The following is a 25561-nucleotide window of genomic DNA, read 5'->3' on the forward strand; positions in this document are numbered from 1 at the left end:
GCTGAGCCTGTTGCTGCTGCTGACGTTGAGCTTGCTGGGCCTGCTGTTGCTGCTGACGTTGCGCTTGCTGCTGAGCCTGTTGCTGCTGCTGACGTTGAGCTTGCTGGGCCTGCTGTTGCTGCTGACGTTGCGCTTGCTGCTGAGCCTGTTGCTGCTGCTGACGTTGCGCCTGCTGGGCCTGCTGTTGCTGCTGACGTTGCGCTTGCTGCTGAGCCTGTTGCTGCTGCTGTCTTTGTGCCTGCTGCTGAACCTGTTGTTGCTGCTGACGTTGAGCTTGCTGGGCCTGCTGTTGTTGTTGACGTTGCGCTTGCTGCTGCTGTTGCTTTTGCGCTTCCTGCTGTTGCTGGCGTTGTTGTTGGACTTGTTGTTGCTGTTGTTGTTTAGCCTGCTCCTGTTGTTGCTGGCGTTGTGGTACAGCCTGGTTTTGCTGCTGTTTAGCTTGCTGCTGATCGCGCTGCTGTTTAGCCTGCTCCTGTTGTTGCTGGCGTTGTTGTACAGCCTGATTTTGCTGCTGCTGTTTAGCTTGCTGCTGATCGCGCTGCTGTTTAGCCTGCTCCTGTTGTTGCTGGCGTTGTGGTACAGCCTGGTTTTGCTGCTGGTGTTTAGCTTGATCTGCCTGGTTGTTTGGGCGCACGTTTGGTTGCCCGGCCCTACTATTTGGCTGTTGTTGTTGTTGTTGTTGTTGTGTTGATGCCGGACGACCGTTTGGCTGCTGGCCTGGCCTGTTATTAGGCTGCTGCTGTTGTGCAGGTGTAGTGACAGGCCTGTTATTGTTAACCCTTACAAATTTGGCATCATTACTTTTTGCCATTTGAGCCAATCGTGCAGCATTATTCTTGTTCACGGTAGCCTGTCCGCCCGCGCGGTTGGCAATACCCTGATTGGGGTTGGCTTTGCGATACTCGGCCGCGTTAACAACTCTTGCGGGTCTTGCATCGGGTGCCTTTTTAATTTGTGGGCGATAAATGTTTACGGTGTTGTTTACAACCCTGCCACCGCCATTAGGTCGGTTTACATTATTAACCTTATAAACCTGGATGTTGTTATTACGGCTAACACGCCTAACCTCGGCAATCCTTGGGCCGGTTACGTAAGTGCGGTTGTTGTAAACATAGGTATTGTTGATTATGGTTGTTTGGTGAATAATGTTCACAACCCTGGTATGCGGCACATAGTAGTTATAAATATTAGGGCTTGCTATGTAAGCCTGTGGCGCACATGTCCAATAATAATCTGGTACGCGATAACCGCTGCCAATAGAAATACTGATGCTGATACCCGGTGTTAAAGGCGCCCAGCCATAATAACCGCCACCATGGCGCCAGTTAACCCATGCCGGTGCCCATTCATGACCCGGAATCCATTCCCAGCCATAATAGTCGTCATAACGCCACCTGCCATAGTGAAAAGGCGCCCAACCCCATTCGTAATCAGATACCCAGGTGTTGCCATAATCGGTAACCACCCAGTGACCACGGGTTGCGTATGGCCTAAAGCCATCCTCGGCATCGGGTACCCAAACGTTGCCGTATTGCGAATCGCTCACCCAGGTACCATAGGGCGAAAGCTCATCATAAAATTCCTGGTCGGATACGTAGCCCCCTTCCTGGGCTTTGCTTATGTTTGGCGCGACAAGCATCATCATAAATGCTATTAAGCTTATGCCGCAAACTTTATTTATATATTTCATTTTCATTAGGTTTTAAATGGTTGCCTGTTACAACTATGACGGAACAAAGTATAAAACGTTTAAATCAAAAATTGTTTTGTTAGGTTGCTTAATGTTTAGCTGCGATTTTAAAGCAGCAATAATACCATTTATTAACACTTTGTACTGCTCTGTTAATTTTTTAATAATTTTACTTTTTATAAAGCACTTACAGCTATGAGTACAGTAAATATCCCAAGGCTTAACCTTAATGACTATATAAACGGCAGCGCTGCCGATAGAAAACAGTTTTCTGACAAAATTGGCGAAGCCTTTAACCAAACCGGTTTTGTAACCATCACCAATCATGGCCTAAGCAAACAGCTGATAGATGAGCTGTACAGCCAGGTTAAAGCCCTGTTTGCCTTGCCCGATGATATAAAACAAAAATATGAGATCCCGGGCCTGGCCGGTCAGCGTGGTTATACCGGCAAGGGGAAAGAAACCGCCAAAGGTTTTAAAACCCCTGATTTAAAGGAGTTTTGGCAGATAGGCCAAACGGTAACAGATGGTTCGGCTATTAAAGAACTATACCCGGATAATGTGGTGGTTGATGAATTACCATCATTTAATACAACCACCCTTGAAGTTTATAAAAAGTTAGAAGACGCAGGCAAACACCTGCTACAGGCTATCTCTGTATATTTAAACCTGCCGGAAAACTATTTTGACGATAAGGTACATAACGGCAATTCTATATTGCGTACGCTACATTACTTCCCGATAACCGATCCGGATTCGGTACCTGATGATGCCGTACGTGCCGGCGCACACGAGGATATTAACCTCATCACCCTGCTTATTGGCGCCAGTGCCGATGGACTTGAGCTGCTAACCCGCGAAGGTACCTGGTTCCCGGTTAAGGCCCATGGTGAAGACCTGGTAGTAAACGTAGGTGATATGTTACAGCGCCTAACCAACAATAAACTAAAATCAACAACCCATCGCGTGGTTAATCCGCCGCGCGAACTGATGAAATACTCCCGTTTTTCGGTACCGTTTTTCCTGCACCCAAAATCGGGCATGGATTTAACAAGTCTGGATTCATGTATTGATGAGGAACATCCTAAATTGTATACCGACATCACCGCAGGAGAGTACCTGGATGAGCGGTTAAGGGAAATTGGATTGAAGATGTAGGTGAGGCAGGTTGCCGCATGGTTTCGCTCCCCATAACAAGTTGTAGATCCCAGACTTACGAAGTTTTTAAAACTTCGTAAGTCTTTCGTCGCTTCGTCATTTCTCATGCAGAGTCCACGGATTTCACAACTCTTAATGACGACTTTTTTTTAACTTCCCAATTAATTCACCCTCCCTGCCAATGCCGTTTTCCGCATCATCACCGTTTCGGTATGTTGCCTTTTCTTATACAAAATGAATACCCCGGTTGCCACCAAACCTATTGCTCCTTCAATACCAACAGCCATTCTGGGACCAAGCTCATTGGCCAACCAGCCTACCATTAGGCTACCAACCGGAATCATACCCTGGTAGGCCATTACATAATAACTGATAGCCCTTGCCCGCATGGCCGGGATAGCGTGGGTTTGGATATAGGTATTAATGGCCGATGTTTGTGCCATCATGCCCAGCCCGGTAAAGCTCATAAATACCAGGGCAAACGGTAACCTGCCTGCATAAGCAACCATTAACACACTCGCACCAAAAACAATACCGGCTGCTATAATGATCTTCACCAGGTTTTTACTGGTTTTTAAATTGGCCAGGTAAACAGCGCTAATCACCGAGCCAACACCCGCGGCACTTTCAAACCAACTGAAGGTTTTGGCATCGCCATTGAAAATGTCTTTGGCAAAAATGGGCATCAGCGTATTAAAGGGAATAACAAACAAACTGCTTACGGTAAGCATTAGGATAAGGCTGCTCAGGTCGCGGTCGCCCGATACATATTTAAACCCGTCTTGTAATTCAGTCCAGATGCCTTTTTGTGGTTTGCCAATTACGGTAGTATTCAGTTTCATCATAAACAAACAGGCCAGCACGGGCACATAGCTCAAAAAGTTGCCGAAGAAACAAAAGTCTTCACCAAATGTGCTCAGGATAATACCTGCAACGGCCGGGCCCGCTATACGGGCAAAATTGGTCATGGTGGAGTTAAGGGCGATAGCATTGGGCAAATCGGCTTTATCATCAATCATTTCAACCATAATTGATTGCCTGCAGGTAACATCAAAGGCGTTGATAATGCCCTGCACCAGGCTTAAGCCTATAATTGCCGGGATGTTATAAAACTTAAATAGTATTAAAAAAGCCAGCGCGCCGGCTTGCAGCATAGATACCACCTGCGTAATCACCAAGATGCGGTAGCGGTTATGCCGGTCGACAATACTGCCCGCATACGGAGCCAGTATTAACGAAGGGATCAAGCTAACAAAGCTAACTATCCCTAATAAAACGGCCGAGCCGGTAAGCCTGTAAACCAGCCAGCTTACTGCTGTTTTCTGCATCCAGGTGCCAATGAGTGAGATGGACTGACCGTAAAAAAACAGCTTGAAATTACGGTATTTTAAAGAGCGGAAAATATTCATTTATGCATTCATATACTAAGCAAATTCAGGGGAGATCTTAATGTAAGACTATTGAAATTGTTTATGGTACAAATATCGGGAACGATGATATATTTGTAAAATAGATTGTTTTAATGATATTGATAGGTAAAAACGATTAATTATGGAGTTCAGACAACTGCAGTATTTTGTTAAAGCGGCCGAAACAATGAATTTCACCGAAGCCGCTGCCGCTGTATTTATTACCCAAAGTACGCTATCGCAGCAAATTAAACAGCTGGAAGAAGAATTGGGGATGCTATTGTTTGATAGGGTGGGCAAACACGTGCGCATCACCGAAGCCGGGCACATATTTTTAGTACATGCCCGCAAAATATTAGCGGCGGTACAAAAAAGTAAACAAGCCATTACCGAATTGAACAATGCCGCAACCGGCGAACTGAACCTGGGGGTTTCCTATGCCTTTACCTCTTTACTGCTCCCCGCGCTTGCACCGTTTTCTACTAAATATCCGGGCATCAAAATTTTTATCACCTATGGTAACCCCGAAGATCTGGAAAAAAAACTGCGGCTGTCTGAACTGGATATGATGCTGGCTTTTCACAACGAATCTGACGACGAGGACCTGGAGATGCAATGGCTTTTTAGTTCGAGCATTGTAATGGTGGTTGATAAAAACAACCCGCTTGCCAAACTTGATAAGATAAGTCTGAAGGATTTAGCCCAACAGGACCTGGTATTACCCGGTAAAGGGTTTAGCTCTCGCGAATTCATTAATGAGTTGTTTTACAAAAACAAAATTGTACCCAACATCAAAATCGAACTTAATGATGTACACTCCCTGCTCTCATTGGTACAAAGCGGGCACTGGGCAACCATACTTAACGAAAAGGCGCTTATTGGCTGGGCCAATGTAATTGCCGTGCCCATTATAGCCAAAGGCATTAAAAGACAATCATACATCTTATGGCAAAAGGGCGTTTATCGTAAAAAAGCCGCTATTTTGTTTATCGAGGAATTGATGGCCGTTATGGGGCAGTAATAAAGCCCCCTCTAAATAGCGCAGCTTTCATGAACACCTTAAAAAATTATACCGTGAATAATCTCTCCCTGTAGGGGAGACTTTAACTTCGGTTTGTATAAATTCGAAACAGCAAAACCATCGCAACAGCGTTGAACACAAGTAATAGTTAAAATCTGAACCCTATGATCACTATTTTAAAAGAAAAGGAACATGATACTGTATTAAAAGGACTTATTTTAACCGCAGTGCTGCTGGTTTGCTTTTCGGTAGGCGCAAAGCTTTTTTCTGTTAATACTGCTTCCAGCCTTTCAATTGATACCCGTTTTTTTGTTTCACGGATGTTTTTCTGGGCTTATTTCGCGGCCATTTATTTGTATGTAAAAATCAGGGAAAAACAAGCCTTACTACTATGGCCCGAGGTTGGCTATTCTGTTTGGTTTTATATCCTATCGGTCATCGTTATCCTGCTGGTCATTATTGTTTTTGCCGGAGTAGCCACTGTTATTTTAAGATCATTAGGTATGCTTAAACTAAGCAAAGCTATGGCGCTGTTGCTTCATATGAATGTGCCGGTAAAGCTATTGGGGATATTTACTGCAGGTTTTTTGGAGGAATTTATTTTTAGGGGATATATGATCCCGCGCCTGCAGTTGTTTTTTAAAAATCAACATCTGCCCATAATTATCTCGTCGATAATATTTGGTTTGTTGCACCTGGGTTATGGCACCCTGGTAAATGTAGTTGTTCCTGTTATTATCGGTTTGGTTTTCGGCTATCATTACCATAAATACCGAAATATTAAAATACTGATCATTTGCCACCTGCTCATAGATCTGAATGCTTTATTTACCCCCATGCTGATCAAGCATTAACTGAAAAATTGGGGGCTTTAATAATTCGTGTAATTCGAAAAAATCCGTGACAATTAGTGTGTCACTTTTTCATCTCGTCATTTATCGCCCGTAAAAACTCATTGGCATGCTGCGACCCTATGATGTACACCATACCATCCCTATCTGTTAAATGGATGGCATCATTACCCGCGGCATAAAAACGGATAGTGCCCTTAGTATGTAAATTATATACGGGGTTGTTAAACAGGTAGCGGCTGTACGAGGCTTTTTCGACTTTAATGATGCCGTTCAGGTCTATTTTAACAATGCGGGTTGTCCACAAACCGGCAAGGCGGATACTCTTATTTTCCACCCGGGTGCTAAAGTGCAGCAAAAAACCCATGATGATAGATATAATGATGATGGCAAACCCCACCAGCACCAGTAAATTGCCGTTATGCTCGCTCTCGTCAGTAAAAAAGTAAGCGGCAAAACAAAACATGGCCAAAACAAGGCGTATGGTTATGGGGATAAATTCCCTGCCCAGGTACTGTTTTTCTACAAATACGGTCTTCTCGCTCATGATAGTTTGTACATTTCGAAGATAGTAACTTTTTTAGTGTTATTGTTTACTTTATACCGTTCATCGGCACGGTAACCGGCCACCCAAATTATATCGCCATTGCCATTCACCAGTAAAGGGATCTCCTCTTTGTGATGTAACGCTATTTTCTGATTGATAAAATAATCGCTCAGTTTTTTGTGACCCTTCATCCCCAACGGGCAAAAATAATCGCCCTCCTGCCAGGCCCTCACCGTTAAGGGATATATCAGCAAAGCCGCGTCAACCGATGTTGCCATGGGGTTATCTTTTATAATCAGCGGACTATCGTCATGTAGTAAATTGAGCTTATAACTGCCATAATAAACCTCATGATCCTGTTCGGCTATCGTCACCTCTTGCCGCTCACCCGTTTTTCTTGGTTTGATGACCAGCTTATCCCTATCAAGCACCAGCACATACCCGCCCGATTTAAAAACACGCCCCGAATGCTTATCCAAAACCGATAGCACATCATCAACGGATGTTTCGTTAAAACCGTATGGCTGTAATAACTTAAACAGCAACAGGCGGCCAGGGTTTAATTTTTTAACGTCGGCTATCAGCAAAAAGGTTTCATCGCCTTGTTGGTTAAGCATATCTTTTTTAAGCCGGATAACCTCATTTTCCAATAAGAGTTCCAGATCGCGAAAATGTTTCAGGTTGTTTTCAAATGTTTTTTCGAGCGATGGGTTAAGCTCCTTTAATTTGGGCACCACCTCCAGCCTGATCTTATTGCGGGCATACTTTGCCGATGCATTTGAGCTGTCTTCCACAAAATCGAGTTTGTTGGAGGTAATAATCGCGGTAATTTCGTCGCGGTTTAAAAACAATAAAGGCCGTACCAGCATCCCGTTTCGCGGCAATATGCCGTGCAAACCGGCTATGCCCGTGCCCCGGGTAAGGTTTAACAATATAGTTTCGATAGTATCGTTTTGGTGGTGTGCAAGCGCAATGGCCTGGCTGTCAGTTTGACGACTTAGGGTATCAAACCACTGGTAGCGCAGTTCGCGGGCAGCCATCTGGATAGAAATTTTGTTGTTTGCGGCATAAGCTGTGGTATCAAAATTGATGGTATGAAAGGGTACCCGCAGTTTGGTGGCCAGGTTATTGCAAAACTCCTGGTCGCGCAGGGCTTCATCGCCCCGTAACTGAAAATTGCAGTGGGCAATGCTAAAATCAATGCTCGTGGCCTTTAACAGGTGTACCATTAAAACAGAATCCATGCCGCCGCTTACAGCAGCTAAAACCTTGCTGCCGGGCGTAAACAAGGCATTTTGTTCAATAAAATTAACAAACCGGGTAACTGGCAGCATTCATCAAAATTATTAATTTAATAACCCCAACAAAAAACTAATTTTGCCCCAGTGAGAAAATATGTTTTAAGCCTCCTGTTATTGATGATTGCGGCCACAGCTATGGGCCAAAAAAAATCAATTGTAAACCTGATACAATCGGAGGTGAGCACGGTTACCAAAATTAACGGGCGCGATGTTATTAAAGTTTACAAGGGGGTTTTTAAGCAGGATTATTCCATCCTGCGATCAGACAGCGCTTACTTTTACCCGCAGGATAATGCCTTTGATGCCTTTAGCAACGTAAATATTAACCAGGGCGATACGCTTAACATTTATTCGGACAAATTAAATTATAACGGCAATACCAAAATTGCCATCCTTACCAATAACGTAAGGATGATTGATAGGGACGCCATCCTCACCACCGATTATTTAACGTACAATACCGCCACCCGCATTGGTACTTATACAGGCGGTGGTAAACTGGTAAATAAAGACAATGTACTCACCAGTAAAAACGGCTATTATTTTGCCTTCTCGCGCGACTCATACTTTAGGTATGATGTGGTTTTAACTACAGTTGATGCCATTATTAAAACCGATACCATGAAGTACAATACGGGCACCCGTATAGCCTACTTTTTTGGCCCCACCAATATTTATGGCAAAAAAGATAAAGACACCTTGTATACCGAAAACGGGCTTTACAATACCGTTACCGAGCAGGCTTTCTTCGGTAAAAAAAATCATTATAAACAAGGTACCAAATCTTTAAAGGGCGATAGCTTGTTTTATGATAAGCTTAAAGGATATGGCCGCGCGGTTAAAAACATCACCTTTACCGATAGGGAACAAAAGATAACCATGAAAGGCGATCTGGCCACGTATTTTAAGGCCGATGAGCGTACCGTAGTTACCCAAAATGCCTATATGGTACTGGTTACCGAGCAAAAGGATACCACCAAAACAGATTCGGTACCGCCAACGCCTTTACCCACTACCGCTAAGGCTAAAGGCAAAGTAATGCAGGCGCCACCCAATACCATGAAGATAACCAACATGGGTAACCTGGCCGGCCAGATAAAACCGAACGGCATAGTAAGCAAAAAGGATTCCACCCGGCTCGATTCAGCGGTGAGGAAATTGGCTGCAACTGATAGGGCTATTACCCCCGATAAAATTAAAAACGTAACCGACCTGGTAAATATAGCAGGGCTGATAAAACCTAATTTGAGCAAGAAGGATTCTGTAAAAGCAGATTCTGCAATTAAAACAATATCCAAACAAGCCAAAAACATAAAACCTGCCGATGTAAAAAGCAAGGTAGGCAACCTGGCCCAGTTAGCGACCGCGATTAAGCCGGGCAAAACCGCAGATAACATTAAAGCCCCGGTGGATACTACCAAACCCGGGAAAATAAAACGCGATTCTGTTTTTATGACGGCCGATACTTTGGAAACCTGGATAACTACATATAAGGACCAAAAGATATACCAGGAAAAACAACGCCAGGCTTACGCCTACGTTAGGGATACATCGGCAGCAGCCCGCAAACAGGTTATTGAAAATAAAAAGAATGAAAAAAAGCTGATAGCCCGCAGCCTTACCATCCCCCGGGACACTTCTTACAAGCACACTTTGTTTTTTGGTCCGCCTAAAAAAGCGCCGGTAGATTCAGCACAGATCAAAAAAGATAAGCTCTCGGCCATACGAAAGGCCAAACAGGATAGTGTGCGGGCCGAAGAATATAAGCGCGACCCGGTATTTGCCCAGCGGGAGATAAACCTGAAAGATACGGCCCGTGTAAGGATAGTGTTAGCGCATCACCATGCCAAAATATTCAAGTCGGATTTGCAGGGAAAGGCCGATTCCATCTTTTACAGTAACAGCGATTCCACCATCCGGTGCTACGTAAAACCCATGTTTTGGACACAGGGTTCGCAGCTATCCGGCGATACCATTTACGTACAGATGAAGAACAAAAAAATGGATAACATGGAACTGTTCCCTTCGGCCTTTGTGGTAAATATTGAAAAAGAAGATTCGGTACATTTTAACCAGATGGGGGGCAAAAAAATGCGCGGGTTCTTTAAAAATGATAAGCTTGACAGGCTGTTTACCGTAGGCAATGCCGAAAGTATCTACTTTAAGCGGGACAGCGCCACCAACAGGGTTGAGGGCATGCAGCGATCGCTCAGCAGCCGGATGGTGGTATCTTTTAAAGAGAGCAAACTGATTAAAATCCGCTTTTTAACCAAGCCCGAGAACCGTTATCTGCCGATGAAAAAGTTGGTTGAGGATGATAAGATCCTTAAAGGCTTTATCTGGAAACCAAAGGATCGGCCAATATCCAAAGAGTCTATTATTCCATCGCATAAAAAAACGGTGCCGGTAAAAACGCCGTTTGTTAAACCACCTGTAACCGGTAAGCCGGGTGCCATTAAAGGTGCCGTACCTGATAGTCTTAGCAAAAAGCTATCGTTAAAACAAGGTAAGGATAGTACACTGAAAGTTGATACCACAAAAAACCTGGGGATTAAAGCAGTTAAAGATACCATTGCAAAACAACCAACACCTGTAAAAGCAGTTAAGGATACTACCAAACAGGCAGTTAAAAAGCCAGCTATTTAACCTTCCTTTATTATCTCATAACGCGGTTAGTTTGCAGTTAATTTATAGCCTGTTTAAAAATAAAAAGATCGTCATCGCGAGGAGGTACGACGAAGCAATCCCCCAATTACAGGGCGGGCTTGCACAGCGACTCTGTAAGTCGGGGATTGCTTCGTACCTCGCAATGACGGGTGTATACGTGCTCAATGGAGCGTATAAAAATATTTTTGAAAGAAATTTAAACAGGCTTTTATACCACTATTGTGAAATATTATACCAGGGGATGTTGAATAAGCCTTTTTTTAGATGAACAGTAACCGCCGAACCTATTGGCTGGCCATTATAAAAGCTCATAGAAACCTGTATATCCTTTACCTTGGTTTGCGGTCCCCAGGTATCAATTCTTAAATAAGGATGAGTTCCCTTATTATGGTTGATATAATGATCAATAACGTTTGCGTGATAAATTTTTTCGGGCGATTTATCAAACAGGCAATTGATTTGTAAAAGGCACCCGTAGCCGTACAAAAGGCTAACCAGTATCAGCACAGCAATGCCTCCTTTTGGCTCAGATGCCGTATTAACTTTGTTGGGGCTGGCAAGTTTCATTAGTCCTGCAAAGGCGATGGCAATAATGACAAAATACCAAATATTGTGATAATCTAATATTTCATAATTGGTAAACGATATCACCAAAAGAAATAGCGTACTCATGTATACCCCCAAAAATACATGATAATACGGGCTTGTTTTCTTTGAAAAAAAACGAATAAGGCCATTACTCCGGTACATGATTACCGCGCCTAAAAGCGGATATAACAATACCAGGACACTTACCGCTATATTTGTTGCAATCTCATGTAATAGCGCGCCCCCAATCAAAATGATGACACCGCCAAGGGAATAGGCTATAGAAATATTTCGGGCAGTTGCTAATTTGCTTTTTCGTTCGTCTTCTGTTAACCCAAGGCTGCTATCTGCCAATATCTCATTAAGGCCCTCCTGGTATTCAATGCTATTTAAATCAACAAAATTATCCCGCAACCATTTTTTAAAATCATCTATATCTGCAAAATCGCTGTACCGCGCTATGGAAAATTTTGAATCATGAGGTGTGATCCGCTCAAGCCGGATAGTCTTTTGATCTATCCTGAACCCTTTAATATCGGCAAATAAAATCTCTTTGGTTTGCATGAAATTTACCCGGATAATACTGTTATCGGTAACAATAATTCGCCCCCTGAGTACGCTTACTAAAATCAGGATTGCAAATGCTATGAACACGGTTTGTGCAATAAGTAAACCCGTATTGTGCCTGGGCGTTAAGCCAAGTATGAACGCTCCAAATACAAAAATGGCAGCTGCTGCAATCAAATAAAAAATTTTGTATCCTATAGATACCTTATACTCCTGGTTCATTTATTTACAATATTTAGCAATGTTATCGGGTGCCAGCTTATTACCTAATTCGGCGGCCTTTTTAAAATCGGCACAGGCACCGGTATCGTCATTTAATAAATGTTTGGCATAGCCGCGGTTGTTGTATGCATCATCATATTTAGGATCAAGGGCTATCGCTTTGGTATAATCTTCAATAGCCCCTTTATAATCCTCCAGCTTTCTTTTGGCTAAGGCACGGTTGTAATAAGCATCGGTATATTTGGCGTCAATAGCCAGAGTTTGGGTATAATCTGCAATTGCGCTCTTATAATCCTCCAGGTCCAACTTGCTGTTTCCCCGCTTAAAATAGCCATCGGCATCTTTGGGATTAAGCTGAATGTAGGTGCTGTAATCATCCACGGCTTCGCTAAAATCGTTTATCTTGTCATTAACCAAACCGCGGTTATAATAAGCCGGTGAATATTTAGGGTCAAGAGCTATTGCTTTGTTGTTATCTTCCTTGGCACCCATCAAGTCGTCCATATCCAGTTTGGCCAGCCCACGGCCGTTGTACCCGTCAGGATCCTTGGGCGATAGGTTGATATAATGTGTATAATCATCAATGGCACCCCGGTAATCCTCTAATTTTCTTTTGAGGCCCGCCCGGCTATACCAGCCATCTGCATGTTTAGGCTCAAGAACGATGTTCTGGTCAAAGTCGGCCATGGCACCTTTGCTATCCTTCAAAATATTTTTGGCAAGGCCCCTGTTGTAGTATGGGTTTGCATCTTTAGGATCAATGGCGATGGCCTGGGTATAATCTTCAATAGCACCTTTATAATCTTCCAGGTGTTTTTTGCAAATGCCGCGCTCGTTAAAGGCATCGGCATCTTTAGGATCAAGCGCTATGGCCTGATTATAGTCAATCAGTGCTGCCTTATAATCTTCCAGATGGCGTTTGGTCAGGCCCCGGTCGTAATAGGCAACAGCACTTTTAGGGTTTAAAGAAATGGCAACGGTGTAATCGGCCAGTGAGCTTTTATAATTCTCCAGGTTATCGTAAATACGACCACGATCAATAAAATAATCTTCGTTTTTAGGGTTTATGGATATGCTTTGGTTCAAATCGGCCAGGGCAGCTTTATAATCCTGTAAGTCAAACTGCGCCATGCCTCTTTTATAGTAATAACTGGCATCTTTAGGGTTTTGCGCGATAGCCTTGTTGTAATATTTAATGGTGCTTACACTTTTAACACTATCGGCGTTAATTTGAGCATGCGCAAGCACAGGAAAAAGCAGGGTGATAAGGGTTAGTTTTTTCATTAATTAAACAGGGTAATATTTTACCTAATGTAAAAAATATTATTCTGAATTATACAGTGAGTTCAACAACTATTATAAATTGAAAAAAATGTTTGCAGTAGAATATGTGTATATTTAATGACGCAATATAGCCATATGAAGAAAATAGCCGGGACAGCATTGATCCTCATCAGCATATTAACCTTATCGTGTTCAAAAAAGAACGACGCGCAGCAGCAGTCACACACCATAAAAATTACAGCAAGCAGCAGCAACGAATTTACCGCGGTACTTACTACACAAATAACTACAGCCACAAGCCCCGTTACTACAGATTCAAAAACAATAGCAAAAGGATCGGCCTATGCCTATACCGGAACTTTTAATGAGGGCGATCAGTTATCATTTGATCTTAAATCAGATGTTACCAACAGTATTACTTACGCCATTTACGACAACGAAACCATAGTTGCCCAGGCATCTGATAAAGAGGTGGCAACACATACTACCATTACTGTGGGGTACGATATACCGTAAGTAGCGTTAATTGGCCTTCTCCACCCTTAAACCCACATCACTAACTTCGTGCAAAGGGTTATCCCGCATGTTCTGTTCAATCTCGAAATGGTAGTTACCCGTGGCCGGGAATTTAACAACGGTTTGAAAAGGCAGTTGGTAGCTGTATAAATTGCCAGATCCCTTGCCCAGCCATTCACCATCTTTACTGGCCAGTTTTACTTCGTAACGGGTAACTTTCTTTTGCCCCCCAGGCGATGTTTGATAAATGAGCACAAACAGGTTGGAGTACTTATATTTATCGGTAACCCTTAAGTTAAAGTAAACATTATAGGCTGCCTTATCGTCGTCAATTTTACAATCAAACTTTATCCGGTTGATGTATGACCAGTTATGATCTACAATTTGCGTGTTGGTATCTATAACCGCTTTAGGATCGGTGCAGCTACTCAACAGCATGCCTGTCATTAAGCATGCTGCCGGGTAAAAGATCATTATAAACCGTTTCATTTTATTGTGGTGGGGTATCCTTTGGTGGATTGTTATTATTGCGGTTTTGATTATTAGGGCGGTTTGGCCTGTTGCGCCTGTTATTGTTGCCACCACCACCTTCCTGTGGCGGTTTAGCGCCCTCCTGCGGCGGTCGGTTACCCTGTTGCTGGGGTTTTGGCCCTTGCTGCTGTGGTGGCCTTGGCCCCTGTTGTTGCGGCGGACGGTTACCACCATTTTGCGGTTTTTGTCCTTGCTGCTGCGGGGTACGATTGCCCTGCTGCTGCGGCGGGCGGTTGCCTTGTTGCGTACGGTTGCCATCGCCGGCACCTGCCGGTTTTTCTGCTACAGAAGCATCACCCTGACGTGGCTGATTGGCCTGCCTTGCTTCGGGGCTGCCACCTTTACCGCGGTTTTTATTGTTGTTTTTCTTTTGGTTCCTGTTACGACTACGGTCGTCTAAACGGGTAAGGCTATCCTGGCCAACTACGTTTTCGTAGTCAAGCGCTTTTACAACTTCTTTTTCCTCTATCTCCAATTCGCCTAAATCGGCAGGGATAATCCCTTCGCGGTTAAGTTGTTGGATTTCCTTTACTTTGGCTATTGGCATAGGCACCCATGCTTCCTCGCGGGGGTAGCTAAACCACATGATCTTTTTAAAGATGTCGGTTTTTTGCAGGCGTGCGTCGCCTTTTTCGGTCTTCAGATAATTTACATTATCCGGGATGTGTTTTAGGGCATCCATGTAAGTATCCAGTTCATAATTTAAACAGCATTTGAGCTTGCCGCATTGGCCGGCCAGCTTTAACGTGTTTAAAGAAAGATTTTGATAGCGTGCCGCCGAAGTTGATACCGTTTTAAAATCGGTAAGCCAGGTTGAGCAACAAAGCTCGCGACCGCATGAGCCAATACCACCTAAGCGGCTTGCTTCCTGCCTCATACCTATCTGGCGCATCTCGATACGGATGCGGAAGGTTTCGGCCATTTTTTTAATCAGTTCCCTAAAATCTACCCTACCTTCGGCAGTGTAATAAAAGGTAGCTTTGGTTTTATCACCCTGGTAATCCACATCGCTCAGTTTCATGCTCAGGTTAAGCTCCAATGCCAGCTTGCGCGATTTGTGCATGGTTTCCCACTCCATATCTTTGGCGGCTTTCCATTTATCTACATCGGCAACAGTAGCTTTGCGATAGATCTTTTTAACCACATCAGCTTCCTTTACATGGCGTTTGGTCATTTGCATGCGCACCAGTTCGCCGGTGATGGATACGTGACCAATATCGTACCCGCCTGTAGTAGCCTCAACGGCTACCAGTTCGCCTGCTTCCAGATAAATATTATCGTTATTGAGGTAAAACTCTTTGCGTGAGCCTTTAAATTTTACTTCGATAATAGGAAAAGGCTTATAATTTGTCGGCATATCCATGTGGGATAGCCAATCGTAAACATCTAATTTGCTGCAACCGTTAGTAAGGCATGAGCCATTACTTTTGCAGCCCGCAGGTGAACATCCGCCCCCTGTTGAGCAACTTCCACATCCCATAATTAATTCGGTATATATTGACTCCCCGCAGGGATGGTTTTTAAATTTAGTATTTTTATAATCTGTAAAGATACATCTAAAAATAAAATTTTAGGGTTTGCATTTCTCTCTACATGGTAATGCGCTTTTTCAAGCTCGGTACTTATATATTGAGCCTTGGATAAATCCAAAACGTTGGTCATTTTTTGAGCGGTTTCCAGCTCCTTTGCCGGCAGGTGCACCAGGTTGCCGGCCCCGGCCATCAGCAAACAGCACTCGCGGATAAAGCTAATGCCGTAGCGTAAAAAGTTCTTCTGGTTTTCGCGCCCCATTTTGGCAAAACTATCTACAAATGATAAAACCTCCAGCCCTTTATTGCTAAAGCACAGGCGCAGCCATTGCACAAACAGCTCGTGATAGCTTTTGGTATCCAGCTGCAGCATGGTTAAAGCCTCGGTTAAGTTACCGTTTGTAAGGTACGCAATTTCTGATGCGGCATCTTCCGTTTGGTTATGCTCGGCAATCAAATATTGCTTCACCTCCTGCGAATGCAGGCAAGGCACTTTGACAAGCTGTGTACGCGAAAGTATGGTATTCAGGATCTGGTCCTGGTTTTGGGCCACGAGGATGAAGAGAGTATTGGGTTGTGGCTCTTCAATGATCTTAAGCAGGGCATTCCCTTCTTTATCCAAATATTCGGGCAGCCAAAGGATCAGAATTTTATACGCCGATTCAAATGGCTTAAAGCTGAGTTTTTTGATAATCTGGTGGCATTCGGCAATGTTGATGTTGGCCTGTTTATTTTCGGCATCCAAATATCCGCGCCAGGTATCCAGGTTCATGTATGGATTGCCAAGGAAGGCCTCACGCCACTGTTCAATAAAAGTTAGCGCGGTATCATCTTTATGTTTGGCAAAAAAGGGGTATGAAAAATGCAGATCGGGGTGCATCAGCTTATTGTACTTGCGGCACGACGAGCATACACCACAGGAGTCGTCCGGCTGCTTATCCTCGCACGATAGGTATTGCGCGTAGGCCACAGCCAAAGCCAGGCTACCAGATCCCTCGGGGCCTAAAAATAACTGGGCATGACTAACCCTGTTCTCTGTCACCGAGTTAAGTAACCTTTGCTTTATGCCCGCTTGTCCAACTATTTCCTTAAACTGCATTTGGTGCAAAATAGTGATTTTAGTTTTAAGTAGTGAGTTTTGAGTTAACGTTTTAAATTAATGTGATAAACTCAATGATACTTTTACTTTTGTAACTCATAACTCAGCACTCAAAAACTACCATGTCGCGAATAATGGCTTTCGATTACGGTACCAAGCGCATTGGTATAGCAGTTACCGATCCTTTGCAGATCATAGCAACCGGGTTGGATACCGTACACCCCATGTACATTGTTGATTACCTGAAAACTTATTTAAAAACCGAGCAGGTGGAGCGTTTCATTGTAGGCGAACCCAAGCAAATGGATAATACGCCGTCCCAATCGGCCATCCACGTAAAAGGTTTTGTAGGCCTGCTCAAAAAAACTTTTCCTGAAGTCCCCATCGAAATGCTTGACGAGCGCTTTACCTCCAAAATGGCATCAGCAACCATTGCCCAAAGTGGCATGAATAAAAAGGGCAGACAAAATAAGGAGCTGGTAGATACCATATCGGCAGTAATATTGCTGCAAAGCTGGATGGACCGCAAGGTGTTTTGACGGCTTGGATGCATTTTTTTTGAGTCCGTTGGGTCTATATTAAAATACTGCGGGGCAATAAATTATTCTTAATGCTTATAAATTGTTTTCACATCCGGCAAATGTCATTTTGTTCATCACGTGTAACAATCGGGCATGTTTATCCGTCTTCAGTGAACTGTCTTCTATCTTAAAAAAAATGTTTTAATTGGCCTTTTTTAGGGCTAACAGCCACATTAAAGTCTGTTATAACAATTAACTGCAGGTAAAAACTTTCTTTAAAATACAACTTTTAGGAGTATAACCTTTTGAATTAGGCTTGCGTATAAAGTATATCGATTTTAAACGAATTATGACAATTAACACCAAATCCGTTAGTGTATTATTGGTTGATGATGATGAGATCAATAATTTTATCTCCATTAAATTAATAAAGAAAGCTTTATTAAATACCGAGATCATGGCCTGTTTGAACGGGAAATTTGCGATTGAACAATTATCAGAAATTCAACGTAAAGACCCTGCTAAGCTGCCCGACTATATTTTACTGGATATCAACATGCCTATCATGAACGGCTGGGAGTTTTTGGATGAATACAAACGTTTAAACCTTGATCCGCTTGGTAAAAGCAAAATCTTTATTATTTCATCATCTGTTTTTAGTAACGATATCAACAAAGCGCGTTCATACCCGCTGGTAAAAGATTTTATCAGTAAACCACTTAACGTAGAAAAAATAAAAGAGCTTTTTGAAGTTCAGCCAACGACTTAAGCAGGCGATACCGTAAAATGTTCGCCTTCGTCATCGCTGCTTACTTTGCCAATGGCAAATGATTTGGAGTGATAAAATAAACAAGTCCAACCTTCTTGTGATGCTAATTTTCCATACTCCTGGCGTAGCTGCATGGCTTTACGTCCGTCCATATCATATTTGGCAATAAATTTTCTGATCAGTTGCTCGGGCTCCGGTAATTCGTCGCCACCAAAAAGCACCTTGGTGCCTTCTATGTCTATCCAAAAAACCTGGTGGTTGGGGCAATGACCGCCAGATAACTCGTAACGGATGCCGGGAATAAGCTCCCCGCTGCCTTCCACAAAAGTGATATCAATCGTGTTTTGCAGCGCCTCGAAAATTTCTTTGTGGTACGATGATGATTTGCCGGTAATACCAAATTCCCACTCGCCCTTTTGGATCACGTGCCTGGCCTGCGGAAAGCTGGGCTCCAGTTTACCGTTACGCTCAACTACCAGCCCGCCCGAATGATCGTAATGCAGGTGCGACATTAGCACCAGCGTAACTTCATCCGGATCAAAACCAGCGTTACGGATATTTTGGTGAATGATCAGTTCGTCGCGGGTGTCTTTAAAACCAAGGCCGGTATCTAACACAATAAGATCATGGTCGGTTTTAATAAGGAAAGGATTTACGTGGATGAACAATGAACCCGGGCGCTCCCTGAAATTGTCAGTTTCGGGGTTAAACGGAATAAATTTTTTAGTAGAATCAACTGAATATGAGCCCTCTCCCAGCGCGAAAATTTCCATAGTTTCGATGTGTCAGATTTTGAATGTAATTTTGCCTTTTAAAACTACCAGTAATTATATTTACTGTTTATAAAGCTACAAAGATATGAATAAACGTTGGGCGGTAAGGGAAAATGCTGATGAGGGATTGGTAAGCAAATTAGCCGCCGAACTGAATATTGATACCGTTTTGAGCAGCCTGCTGGTGCACAGGGGGATAAGTAATTTTGAGGAAGCCAAATACTTTTTTCGCCCCGATCAGCGGCACCTGCACGATCCCTTTTTGATGAGGGATATGGAAGAAGCCATTGTACGTATTGAAACTGCCATTGCTGCCGGCGAAAAGATCATGATCTACGGCGATTATGATGTGGACGGTACCACCGCTGTGGCTACTGTGTACAGCTTTTTTAGCAAGCAGTATAAAAAAATGGAGTATTACATTCCCGATAGGTACAAAGAAGGCTACGGCATTTCAACCCAGGGGATTGACTACGCTGCCCAACACGGCTTTTCACTCATTATAGCGTTGGATTGTGGGATTAAGTCAATTGATAAAATTGATTATGCCAATACCTTGGGCATCGATTTTATTATTTGCGATCACCACTTACCGGGAGCAGAACTACCTGCCGCCGTTGCCATACTTGATCCTAAACGTGCCGATTGCGAATATCCATATAAAGAACTCTCGGGTGCTGGTATTGGCTTTAAGCTGATCCAGGCCTATGCCGAAAAAAACGGGATACAGTTTGAGGCCGTAGCCCAGTACCTCGATTTGGTTTGCATTAGTATAGCCTGCGATATTGTGCACATTACCGGGGAAAACCGGGTGCTTGCCCATTATGGGCTGCAAAAAATCAATACCGATCCTTGCATCGGCGTAAAAACTTTGATGGAAGTGGCCGGCCGCAAAGGGCCGTATACCATATCAGATGTGGTGTTTTTGATCGGTCCGCGTATTAATGCTGCCGGTCGTATAGATGATGCCAAACATGCGGTTGAGTTACTACTGGCCTGCGACGATAACGTAGCCAAAGCGAAAGGCCTGATGATCAACAGCCGCAACAGCGAGCGTAAGGAGCACGACCTGAGCATTACCGATGAAGCCCTGGGCATGATAGATAATGACGAGGTGCTGATAGGCAAAAAATCGACGGTAGTTTATAATGAGTACTGGCACAAAGGGGTAATTGGTATAGTTGCATCGCGCCTTACCGAAAAGTATTACAGGCCCACTATAGTGCTTACCAAATCAAACGGGCATGTAGCTGGGTCGGCACGATCCGTACTGGGCTATGACCTTTACGAGGCGCTTTGCGAGTGTAAAGACCTGCTCATCCAGTTTGGCGGGCATAAGTACGCCGCCGGCCTTACTATGCACCCCGAGAACGTGGAAGCGTTTAAAGACAGGTTTGAAGAAGTGGTGAGTGCTACCATAACACCACAACAATTAATACAGCAGATACAAATTGACGCCGAATTACGTTTAAGCCAGATAGAACCCAAATTTTTCAGGATCTTGAATCAGTTTGCACCTTTCGGCCCCGAAAATATGGCCCCGGTTTTCATAAGTAAAAATGTGTATGTTAGCGGTAATGCAGCGCTGGTTGGCGCCACACATATAAAAATGGCGGTGATGCAGGAAGGATCGGCAGCGTTTGATTGCATAGCCTTTAACCACGGCGAATACCTGCCGCAATTAAAGCCCGGTGTACCGTTTGATATTTGCTACAACATTGAAGAAAACGTATGGCGCGAGAAAAGGACTATTCAGTTGAATATAAAGGGGATTAGGAGCCCCACCCAACCCTCCCCGGAAGGGAGGGCTTAAAAAAGCATTTCGTCAGATATTAATATTATTGGGGAATTCCCGGAACGACAATTAAAAAGAATCAAAAAGTCTCCCCTTCCGGGGGGAGATTTAGAGGGGGCTAAATGATACTACGAGCAGAAAATTTAGTAAAAAAATACAAGCAGCGCACCGTTGTTAACGATGTAACGTTTAACGTGGCGCAGGGCGAAATTGTGGGTTTGTTAGGGCCGAATGGCGCAGGCAAAACCACATCGTTTTACATGATTGTGGGGTTAATAAAACCTAACGAAGGCACTATTTTTCTGGATGATAAGGATATTACGCAGGATGCCATGTACCGCCGCGCGCAAAAAGGTATAGGTTACCTGGCACAGGAAGCGTCGGTTTTCCGTAAGCTTTCGGTAGAGGATAACATCAAGGCGGTGCTGGAAATGGGTAAAATGCCAAAAGACTGGCAAAAAGATAAGTTAGAGGAACTGATAGACGAGTTTAGCTTACATAAAGTGCGCAGAAACCGTGGCGACCTGCTATCGGGTGGTGAACGCCGCCGTACCGAAATTGCCCGTGCCCTTGCTGCCGAGCCTAACTTCATTTTACTGGATGAACCCTTTGCCGGGGTCGACCCCATAGCGGTAGAAGAGATCCAGGCAATGGTGGCCAAACTGCGGACACGCAACATCGGCATCCTGATCACCGATCACAACGTACAGGAAACATTATCTATTACCGATAGGGCTTACCTGCTATTTGAGGGCAAGATCCTGGAATCGGGCGTGCCGGAGGTACTGGCCGAGAATGAGATGGTGCGTAAAGTGTACCTGGGTGCCAACTTTGTATTAAAACGTAAAGTATTCCCTCAATAAGCTGCTATGACTATTTTCAACTCTGTATTTACCTGGTTTATGAAAAAGCGCATCCACCAGATTGAGCTTTTTATGAAATATCCCAACGAAGTACAGGAAGAATGGTTTGAACAGCTCATATCAATGGCCGAGAGCACCGAATGGGGCCGAAAATACCAGTATAAAAGCATTGATAACCTTACCCAGTTTAAAGAGCGGGTACCCATTCAAAATTATGATACCTTAAAGCCTTACATTGAGCGGATGCTTAAAGGCGAAAAAAATGTGCTTTGGCCTACCGAGATCCGCTGGTTTGCCAAATCATCGGGCACTACCAATGATCGCAGCAAATTTATCCCGGTAAGTGAAGAGGCCCTGGAAGAATGCCACTTTAAAGGTGGCAAAGATGTATTAACCATCTATTTTAATAACCAGCCCAATGCCCGCATGTTTACGGGTAAGGTGCTTACATTGGGCGGTAGTCACCAGGTAAGCCAGTTTAATACGGACACTTCTTTTGGCGATCTATCGGCGGTGATCATGAAAAACCTACCCCTTTGGGCCGAGTTTCACCGTACCCCGCAGCTTGACATTGCCCTGTTAGATAATTTTGAAGAAAAGATAGAAAAGATAGCCATGGCTACCAAGGATGTGAACGTAACCAGCATTGGCGGCGTACCCACCTGGAACCTGGTACTGTTTAAACGCATCCTGGAGATTACCGGTAAAAAAAACATGCTGGAAGTTTGGCCCAACCTTGAAATGTATTTTCATGGCGCGGTTAACTTTGGCCCTTACCGTGAGCAGTTCAAAGCGCTCATCCCCAGCGATGATATGTATTACCTGGAAAACTACAATGCATCTGAAGGCTTCTTTGGCATACAGGATACCAAAGAGCCGGGCGATATGCTGTTGATGCTTGACTATGGTATTTTTTACGAATTTTTACCCTTAGAGAACCTGCACCAGGAAAACCCACAGACACTCACCCTTGACGAGGTGGAGCTGGATAAAAATTATGCTTTGATCATTAGCACTAACGCCGGGTTGTGGCGGTATATGATTGGCGATACCATTAAATTTTCGTCGTTGTTACCTTACCGCATCAGGGTTACCGGCCGTACCAAACATTTTATTAATGCATTTGGCGAAGAGCTGATTATTGATAACGCCGAGCAGGCATTGGCCGAAGCCTGCCACCAAACGGGTGCCATCATCAGGGAGTACACCGCAGCCCCGGTTTATTTTAGCGGTAACGAGTGCGGTGCCCACGAATGGATCATTGAGTTTGAAAAGAAACCCGCCGAGTTTGAGCGCTTTGTTGACCTGTTAGATGAAACCCTGCGCCGCATCAATTCTGATTATGATGCCAAACGCTTTAAGGATATGGCCCTGCGCCGCCCGATAGTACGCCGCGCACCAGACGGCACTTTTTTCAACTGGATGAAAGAAAAAGGCAAACTTGGCGGTCAACATAAAGTACCCCGTTTAGCAAATAACAGGGAATATGTGGATAGCATTTTGAAGGTGATGGAGTTGGTGGGGTAGAAGAAGAGTCAAGAAATTAGAATCAAGAGTTAAGACAAAAAATACAATCGCTGTTTTTAATTTCAATATGAAAAGGCTATTCTTAATTGCTTTCATTGGTATTCAGCTAATTGTCAATAATGCGGATGCCCAAGTGACAACTCAGTCGATATTGAGCTCTTCGGGAATTTCTAAAACAGATATTGTGGGAGTATGGCAGTTTACCGCTATGATAGGTGATAATCTACTGGAGTATTTCCAGTTTTTTAAAGACGGTACTTTTGTTTACCACTATAATGGTGAAGACGATACCCGAAATATAATATCTATGAAAGGGCGGTATTTTCTAAACAAAAATCAATTAAGCTTTATTGTGAGATCCAAAGTTGAACGCACGGCAAAGGGAATTGAGACTGGCGCAATGGGTACCGACGAGTATATTTTTGTTTTGAATAACGATTCAACGAAAGTGGTTTTGGAAAAAAACCCAAAAAACTTAATCCCGTATTTATCTCGAAGGTAAAAAAGAGCACGAAGTATTTTAAAATCGATATAAATAACCGTACCTATTATAAACTTTCTGCCGATCCAAATAAATTTTCTGATGATTGAAAGAGCTTATTACCTATATTGCATTATAAATTCTCAACCGTGATAAAAAATAAGAAAGCGATATTGGGTTCGCAAACACCGGTGTTTTTGTTTATGATGTACCTGGGCGTTAAAGGCCTCATTAAGGGGATTGATGCTCATAATACCCTTCGCATAGCAATGTCTTCTGCCGGATTGGTGATATTTATAACGATGTATATATTGCTGATTATTGCGATAATGCGCAAGGCATCATCAACAGATCAGCGCCTTTAAAAGGTTTACATCGTCCCAAACTATCCAATGTTCATTTAAATACCTACCGCTATATTTTAGATAAAAGGCACGGTAGGGGTTGGCCGGTAAGATGCCTACGCACAGGCTTTGCACATGATTAGCAATGGTCCAGTTAACAGCACTCTTCAAAAGTCGACAACCCACACCTTTACGTTGATATTCTTTCAGCACAAAAAATGATTGGATCTCTGCATCCATATCAAAACGAGTGGTAAGCTGAATGGCCAGGTAGCCGATGATCTTGCTATTGTCAACAACTTTAAACATGATCCTTTCTGGCCTTGCACTAACCGGCGATTGCCCGGCAAACCAGGTTTCCCATCTATACGCCCTTGTATCAAAATTAATATCACAGGCTTCCACCAGTTGAGGAAAAGATTGCAGTTTACTATCGATCTCAACACGGGTGATCTCGTCGATATCGGCAGTAGTTGCAATCCTAATTTTCATATTACCTGCAGGCCTCCCATATTTTTACAGCCTCAACGGCTTCTTTCACATCGTGTACCCGTAAAATATTCGCCCCTTTATTTAAGGCGATGGTATTTAAAACGGTAGTTCCATTCAGCGCGTCGGCAGCAGTTCCCCCTAAAAGTCCGTAAATCATTCTTTTGCGGGAGATTCCGGTTAATAACGGCAGGCCCAGTATGTCAAACTCCTGCATGCGGCGCATGAGCGTATAATTTTGCTGCTGATTTTTGGCAAAGCCAAAACCGGGATCGATGATCACATCGTGTACGCCCAGTTGCTTTAACTGTTGACAAGCGGACCCAAAAAAGTCAAGCACCTCGTTAAATACATCATCGTATTGTGCCATTTGCGTCATATTTTGAGGGGTGCCTTTCATGTGCATCAAAATATAAGGCACCTGTAAGCGGGCAACAACGCCAAACATCCCGGCATCTAAGGTGCCGCCCGAGATATCATTGATGATATGCGCTCCCGCCTTAATAGCCGCATCAGCAACAGGTGAGCGAAAAGTATCTATAGATAAAATAGCATCCGGCAATGTTGCTGCAATAGCCTCAACTACAGGCAAAAGTCGGTCGGTTTCCTCCTGTATGCTAATATCGGTAGCGCCTGGGCGGGACGAGTACGCGCCAAGATCTAAAAATGTGGCACCATCGTCCAACATCTTTTGGGCCAGCTGCAGGGCTTCTTCTACACCCGGTTTACGGTTGCCGGCATAAAAAGAATCAGGCGTAATGTTGATAATGCCCATCACCTTTGGGGTTGACAGATCTATCAATTTACCCCCGGCGTTAAGGGTAACTTTTTTATGAAAAACAGTATCTTTAACCATTTAGTTGTAATGCTGAAAGGTTTTAATATTGTAAAGTTACTTAACTTTGGAGCGATGGTTGTAATGTTGGAAGGTTTTAATGTTGTAAAGTTAATTCTCGAAAACACTCCAACTTTAGAACATTCCGACATTACAACGTTTCAACTTTACAACAGAAAACATT

The 25561-nt window shown here is 43.7% G+C and carries 24 protein-coding genes; 12 read left to right on the forward strand and 12 right to left on the reverse strand.

Features of this window, described 5'->3' with window-relative positions:
- Window positions 1-1690 (reverse strand): DUF6600 domain-containing protein (locus FHS10_RS23755; RefSeq protein ID WP_259095895.1); only part of this gene is annotated, 1690 nt, incomplete at its 3' end.
- 195 nt (window positions 1691-1885) lie between these two features.
- Between FHS10_RS23755 and FHS10_RS23760 the strand changes: the two genes are divergently transcribed.
- Window positions 1886-2848, forward strand: coding sequence for an isopenicillin N synthase family dioxygenase (locus FHS10_RS23760; protein WP_259095896.1), 963 nt, complete (start codon window positions 1886-1888; stop codon window positions 2846-2848).
- Window positions 2849-3009: 161 nt separating this feature from the next.
- Here the strand turns inward: FHS10_RS23760 and FHS10_RS23765 are convergent, their stop codons facing one another.
- On the reverse strand, window positions 3010-4257 hold the full coding sequence (locus FHS10_RS23765; protein ID WP_259095899.1) for an MFS transporter: 1248 nt from the start codon (window positions 4255-4257) through the stop codon (window positions 3010-3012).
- 142 nt (window positions 4258-4399) lie between these two features.
- Between FHS10_RS23765 and FHS10_RS23770 the strand changes: the two genes are divergently transcribed.
- Complete coding sequence (locus tag FHS10_RS23770) at window positions 4400-5278, forward strand: LysR substrate-binding domain-containing protein (RefSeq protein WP_259095900.1); 879 nt, start codon at window positions 4400-4402, stop codon at window positions 5276-5278.
- Window positions 5279-5442: 164 nt separating this feature from the next.
- Window positions 5443-6132 carry a CPBP family intramembrane glutamic endopeptidase gene (locus FHS10_RS23775; protein ID WP_259095901.1) on the forward strand — a complete coding sequence of 230 codons (690 nt, stop codon included), beginning with the start codon at window positions 5443-5445 and terminating at the stop codon, window positions 6130-6132.
- A 61-nt stretch (window positions 6133-6193) separates the two neighbouring features.
- Here the strand turns inward: FHS10_RS23775 and FHS10_RS23780 are convergent, their stop codons facing one another.
- Both FHS10_RS23780 and tilS read right to left on the reverse strand, forming a co-directional pair.
- The gene (locus FHS10_RS23780; protein WP_259095903.1) at window positions 6194-6676 is read right to left on the reverse strand and encodes a hypothetical protein; all 483 of its coding nucleotides are present in this window, start codon (window positions 6674-6676) and stop codon (window positions 6194-6196) included.
- Window positions 6673-8010: a tRNA lysidine(34) synthetase TilS gene (gene tilS, locus FHS10_RS23785; RefSeq protein WP_259095905.1), complete on the reverse strand. Its 1338-nt coding sequence runs from the start codon at window positions 8008-8010 to the stop codon at window positions 6673-6675. Before tilS ends, FHS10_RS23780 begins: the two co-directional genes overlap by 4 nt.
- 51 nt (window positions 8011-8061) lie before the next feature.
- On the opposite strand from tilS, the gene FHS10_RS23790 reads away from it, so the two are divergent.
- Complete coding sequence (locus FHS10_RS23790) at window positions 8062-10623, forward strand: OstA-like protein (protein WP_259095907.1); 2562 nt, start codon at window positions 8062-8064, stop codon at window positions 10621-10623.
- A 237-nt stretch (window positions 10624-10860) separates the two neighbouring features.
- On the opposite strand, the gene FHS10_RS23795 is transcribed toward FHS10_RS23790, so the two are convergent.
- Both FHS10_RS23795 and FHS10_RS23800 read right to left on the reverse strand, forming a co-directional pair.
- Window positions 10861-12021, reverse strand: coding sequence for a hypothetical protein (locus FHS10_RS23795; RefSeq protein WP_259095909.1), 1161 nt, complete (start codon window positions 12019-12021; stop codon window positions 10861-10863).
- Window positions 12022-13305: a tetratricopeptide repeat protein gene (locus FHS10_RS23800; protein ID WP_259095911.1), complete on the reverse strand. Its 1284-nt coding sequence runs from the start codon at window positions 13303-13305 to the stop codon at window positions 12022-12024. It abuts the gene before it with no gap.
- 135 nt (window positions 13306-13440) lie between these two features.
- Here FHS10_RS23800 and FHS10_RS23805 point away from each other — a divergent pair, with 135 nt between their 5' ends.
- Window positions 13441-13821, forward strand: coding sequence for a hypothetical protein (locus FHS10_RS23805; protein ID WP_259095913.1), 381 nt, complete (start codon window positions 13441-13443; stop codon window positions 13819-13821).
- Between the two features lie 6 nt (window positions 13822-13827).
- Here the strand turns inward: FHS10_RS23805 and FHS10_RS23810 are convergent, their stop codons facing one another.
- The 3 genes from FHS10_RS23810 to FHS10_RS23820 all read right to left on the reverse strand — a co-directional run bounded on the left by FHS10_RS23810 (window position 13828) and on the right by FHS10_RS23820 (window position 16980).
- Window positions 13828-14310: a gliding motility lipoprotein GldH gene (locus FHS10_RS23810; protein ID WP_259095915.1), complete on the reverse strand. Its 483-nt coding sequence runs from the start codon at window positions 14308-14310 to the stop codon at window positions 13828-13830.
- Between the two features lies 1 nt (window position 14311).
- Window positions 14312-15709 carry a PSP1 domain-containing protein gene (locus FHS10_RS23815; protein ID WP_374759835.1) on the reverse strand — a complete coding sequence of 466 codons (1398 nt, stop codon included), beginning with the start codon at window positions 15707-15709 and terminating at the stop codon, window positions 14312-14314.
- A gap of 125 nt (window positions 15710-15834) precedes the next feature.
- Window positions 15835-16980, reverse strand: a complete 1146-nt coding sequence (locus FHS10_RS23820; protein ID WP_259095919.1) for a DNA polymerase III subunit — start codon at window positions 16978-16980, stop codon at window positions 15835-15837.
- Between the two features lie 122 nt (window positions 16981-17102).
- On the opposite strand from FHS10_RS23820, the gene ruvX reads away from it, so the two are divergent.
- On the forward strand, window positions 17103-17519 hold the full coding sequence (ruvX, locus tag FHS10_RS23825) for a Holliday junction resolvase RuvX (RefSeq protein WP_259095921.1): 417 nt from the start codon (window positions 17103-17105) through the stop codon (window positions 17517-17519).
- A 331-nt stretch (window positions 17520-17850) separates the two neighbouring features.
- The gene (locus FHS10_RS23830; protein ID WP_259095923.1) at window positions 17851-18270 is read left to right on the forward strand and encodes a response regulator; all 420 of its coding nucleotides are present in this window, start codon (window positions 17851-17853) and stop codon (window positions 18268-18270) included.
- Here FHS10_RS23830 and FHS10_RS23835 read toward each other — a convergent pair.
- On the reverse strand, window positions 18267-19043 hold the full coding sequence (locus tag FHS10_RS23835; protein ID WP_259095925.1) for an MBL fold metallo-hydrolase: 777 nt from the start codon (window positions 19041-19043) through the stop codon (window positions 18267-18269). The two genes, FHS10_RS23830 and FHS10_RS23835, sit on opposite strands and share 4 nt — an antisense overlap.
- An 85-nt stretch (window positions 19044-19128) precedes the next feature.
- On the opposite strand from FHS10_RS23835, the gene recJ reads away from it, so the two are divergent.
- From recJ to FHS10_RS23860, 5 genes are all read left to right on the forward strand, one after another.
- Window positions 19129-20856 (forward strand): single-stranded-DNA-specific exonuclease RecJ, encoded by a 1728-nt coding sequence (gene recJ / locus FHS10_RS23840; RefSeq protein WP_259095927.1) that lies wholly within the window; start codon window positions 19129-19131, stop codon window positions 20854-20856.
- Between the two features lie 104 nt (window positions 20857-20960).
- On the forward strand, window positions 20961-21701 hold the full coding sequence (gene lptB, locus FHS10_RS23845; RefSeq protein WP_259095929.1) for an LPS export ABC transporter ATP-binding protein: 741 nt from the start codon (window positions 20961-20963) through the stop codon (window positions 21699-21701).
- 6 nt (window positions 21702-21707) lie between these two features.
- The gene (locus FHS10_RS23850; RefSeq protein ID WP_259095931.1) at window positions 21708-23228 is read left to right on the forward strand and encodes a GH3 auxin-responsive promoter family protein; all 1521 of its coding nucleotides are present in this window, start codon (window positions 21708-21710) and stop codon (window positions 23226-23228) included.
- A 67-nt stretch (window positions 23229-23295) separates the two neighbouring features.
- Window positions 23296-23730, forward strand: coding sequence for a hypothetical protein (locus tag FHS10_RS23855; protein ID WP_259095932.1), 435 nt, complete (start codon window positions 23296-23298; stop codon window positions 23728-23730).
- Between the two features lie 128 nt (window positions 23731-23858).
- The gene (locus FHS10_RS23860; protein WP_259095934.1) at window positions 23859-24074 is read left to right on the forward strand and encodes a hypothetical protein; all 216 of its coding nucleotides are present in this window, start codon (window positions 23859-23861) and stop codon (window positions 24072-24074) included.
- On the opposite strand, the gene FHS10_RS23865 is transcribed toward FHS10_RS23860, so the two are convergent.
- Both FHS10_RS23865 and folP read right to left on the reverse strand, forming a co-directional pair.
- A complete protein-coding gene (locus FHS10_RS23865) occupies window positions 24054-24545 on the reverse strand; it encodes a GNAT family N-acetyltransferase (RefSeq protein ID WP_259095936.1) in 492 nt (163 codons plus the stop codon). The two genes, FHS10_RS23860 and FHS10_RS23865, sit on opposite strands and share 21 nt — an antisense overlap.
- A gap of 1 nt (window position 24546) precedes the next feature.
- Window positions 24547-25398 (reverse strand): dihydropteroate synthase, encoded by an 852-nt coding sequence (gene folP, locus FHS10_RS23870; RefSeq protein ID WP_259095937.1) that lies wholly within the window; start codon window positions 25396-25398, stop codon window positions 24547-24549.
- Window positions 25399-25561: the final 163 nt, after the last annotated feature.

It is taken from the genome of Mucilaginibacter dorajii (genome assembly GCF_024808255.1).
Classification (GTDB): domain Bacteria; phylum Bacteroidota; class Bacteroidia; order Sphingobacteriales; family Sphingobacteriaceae; genus Mucilaginibacter; species Mucilaginibacter dorajii.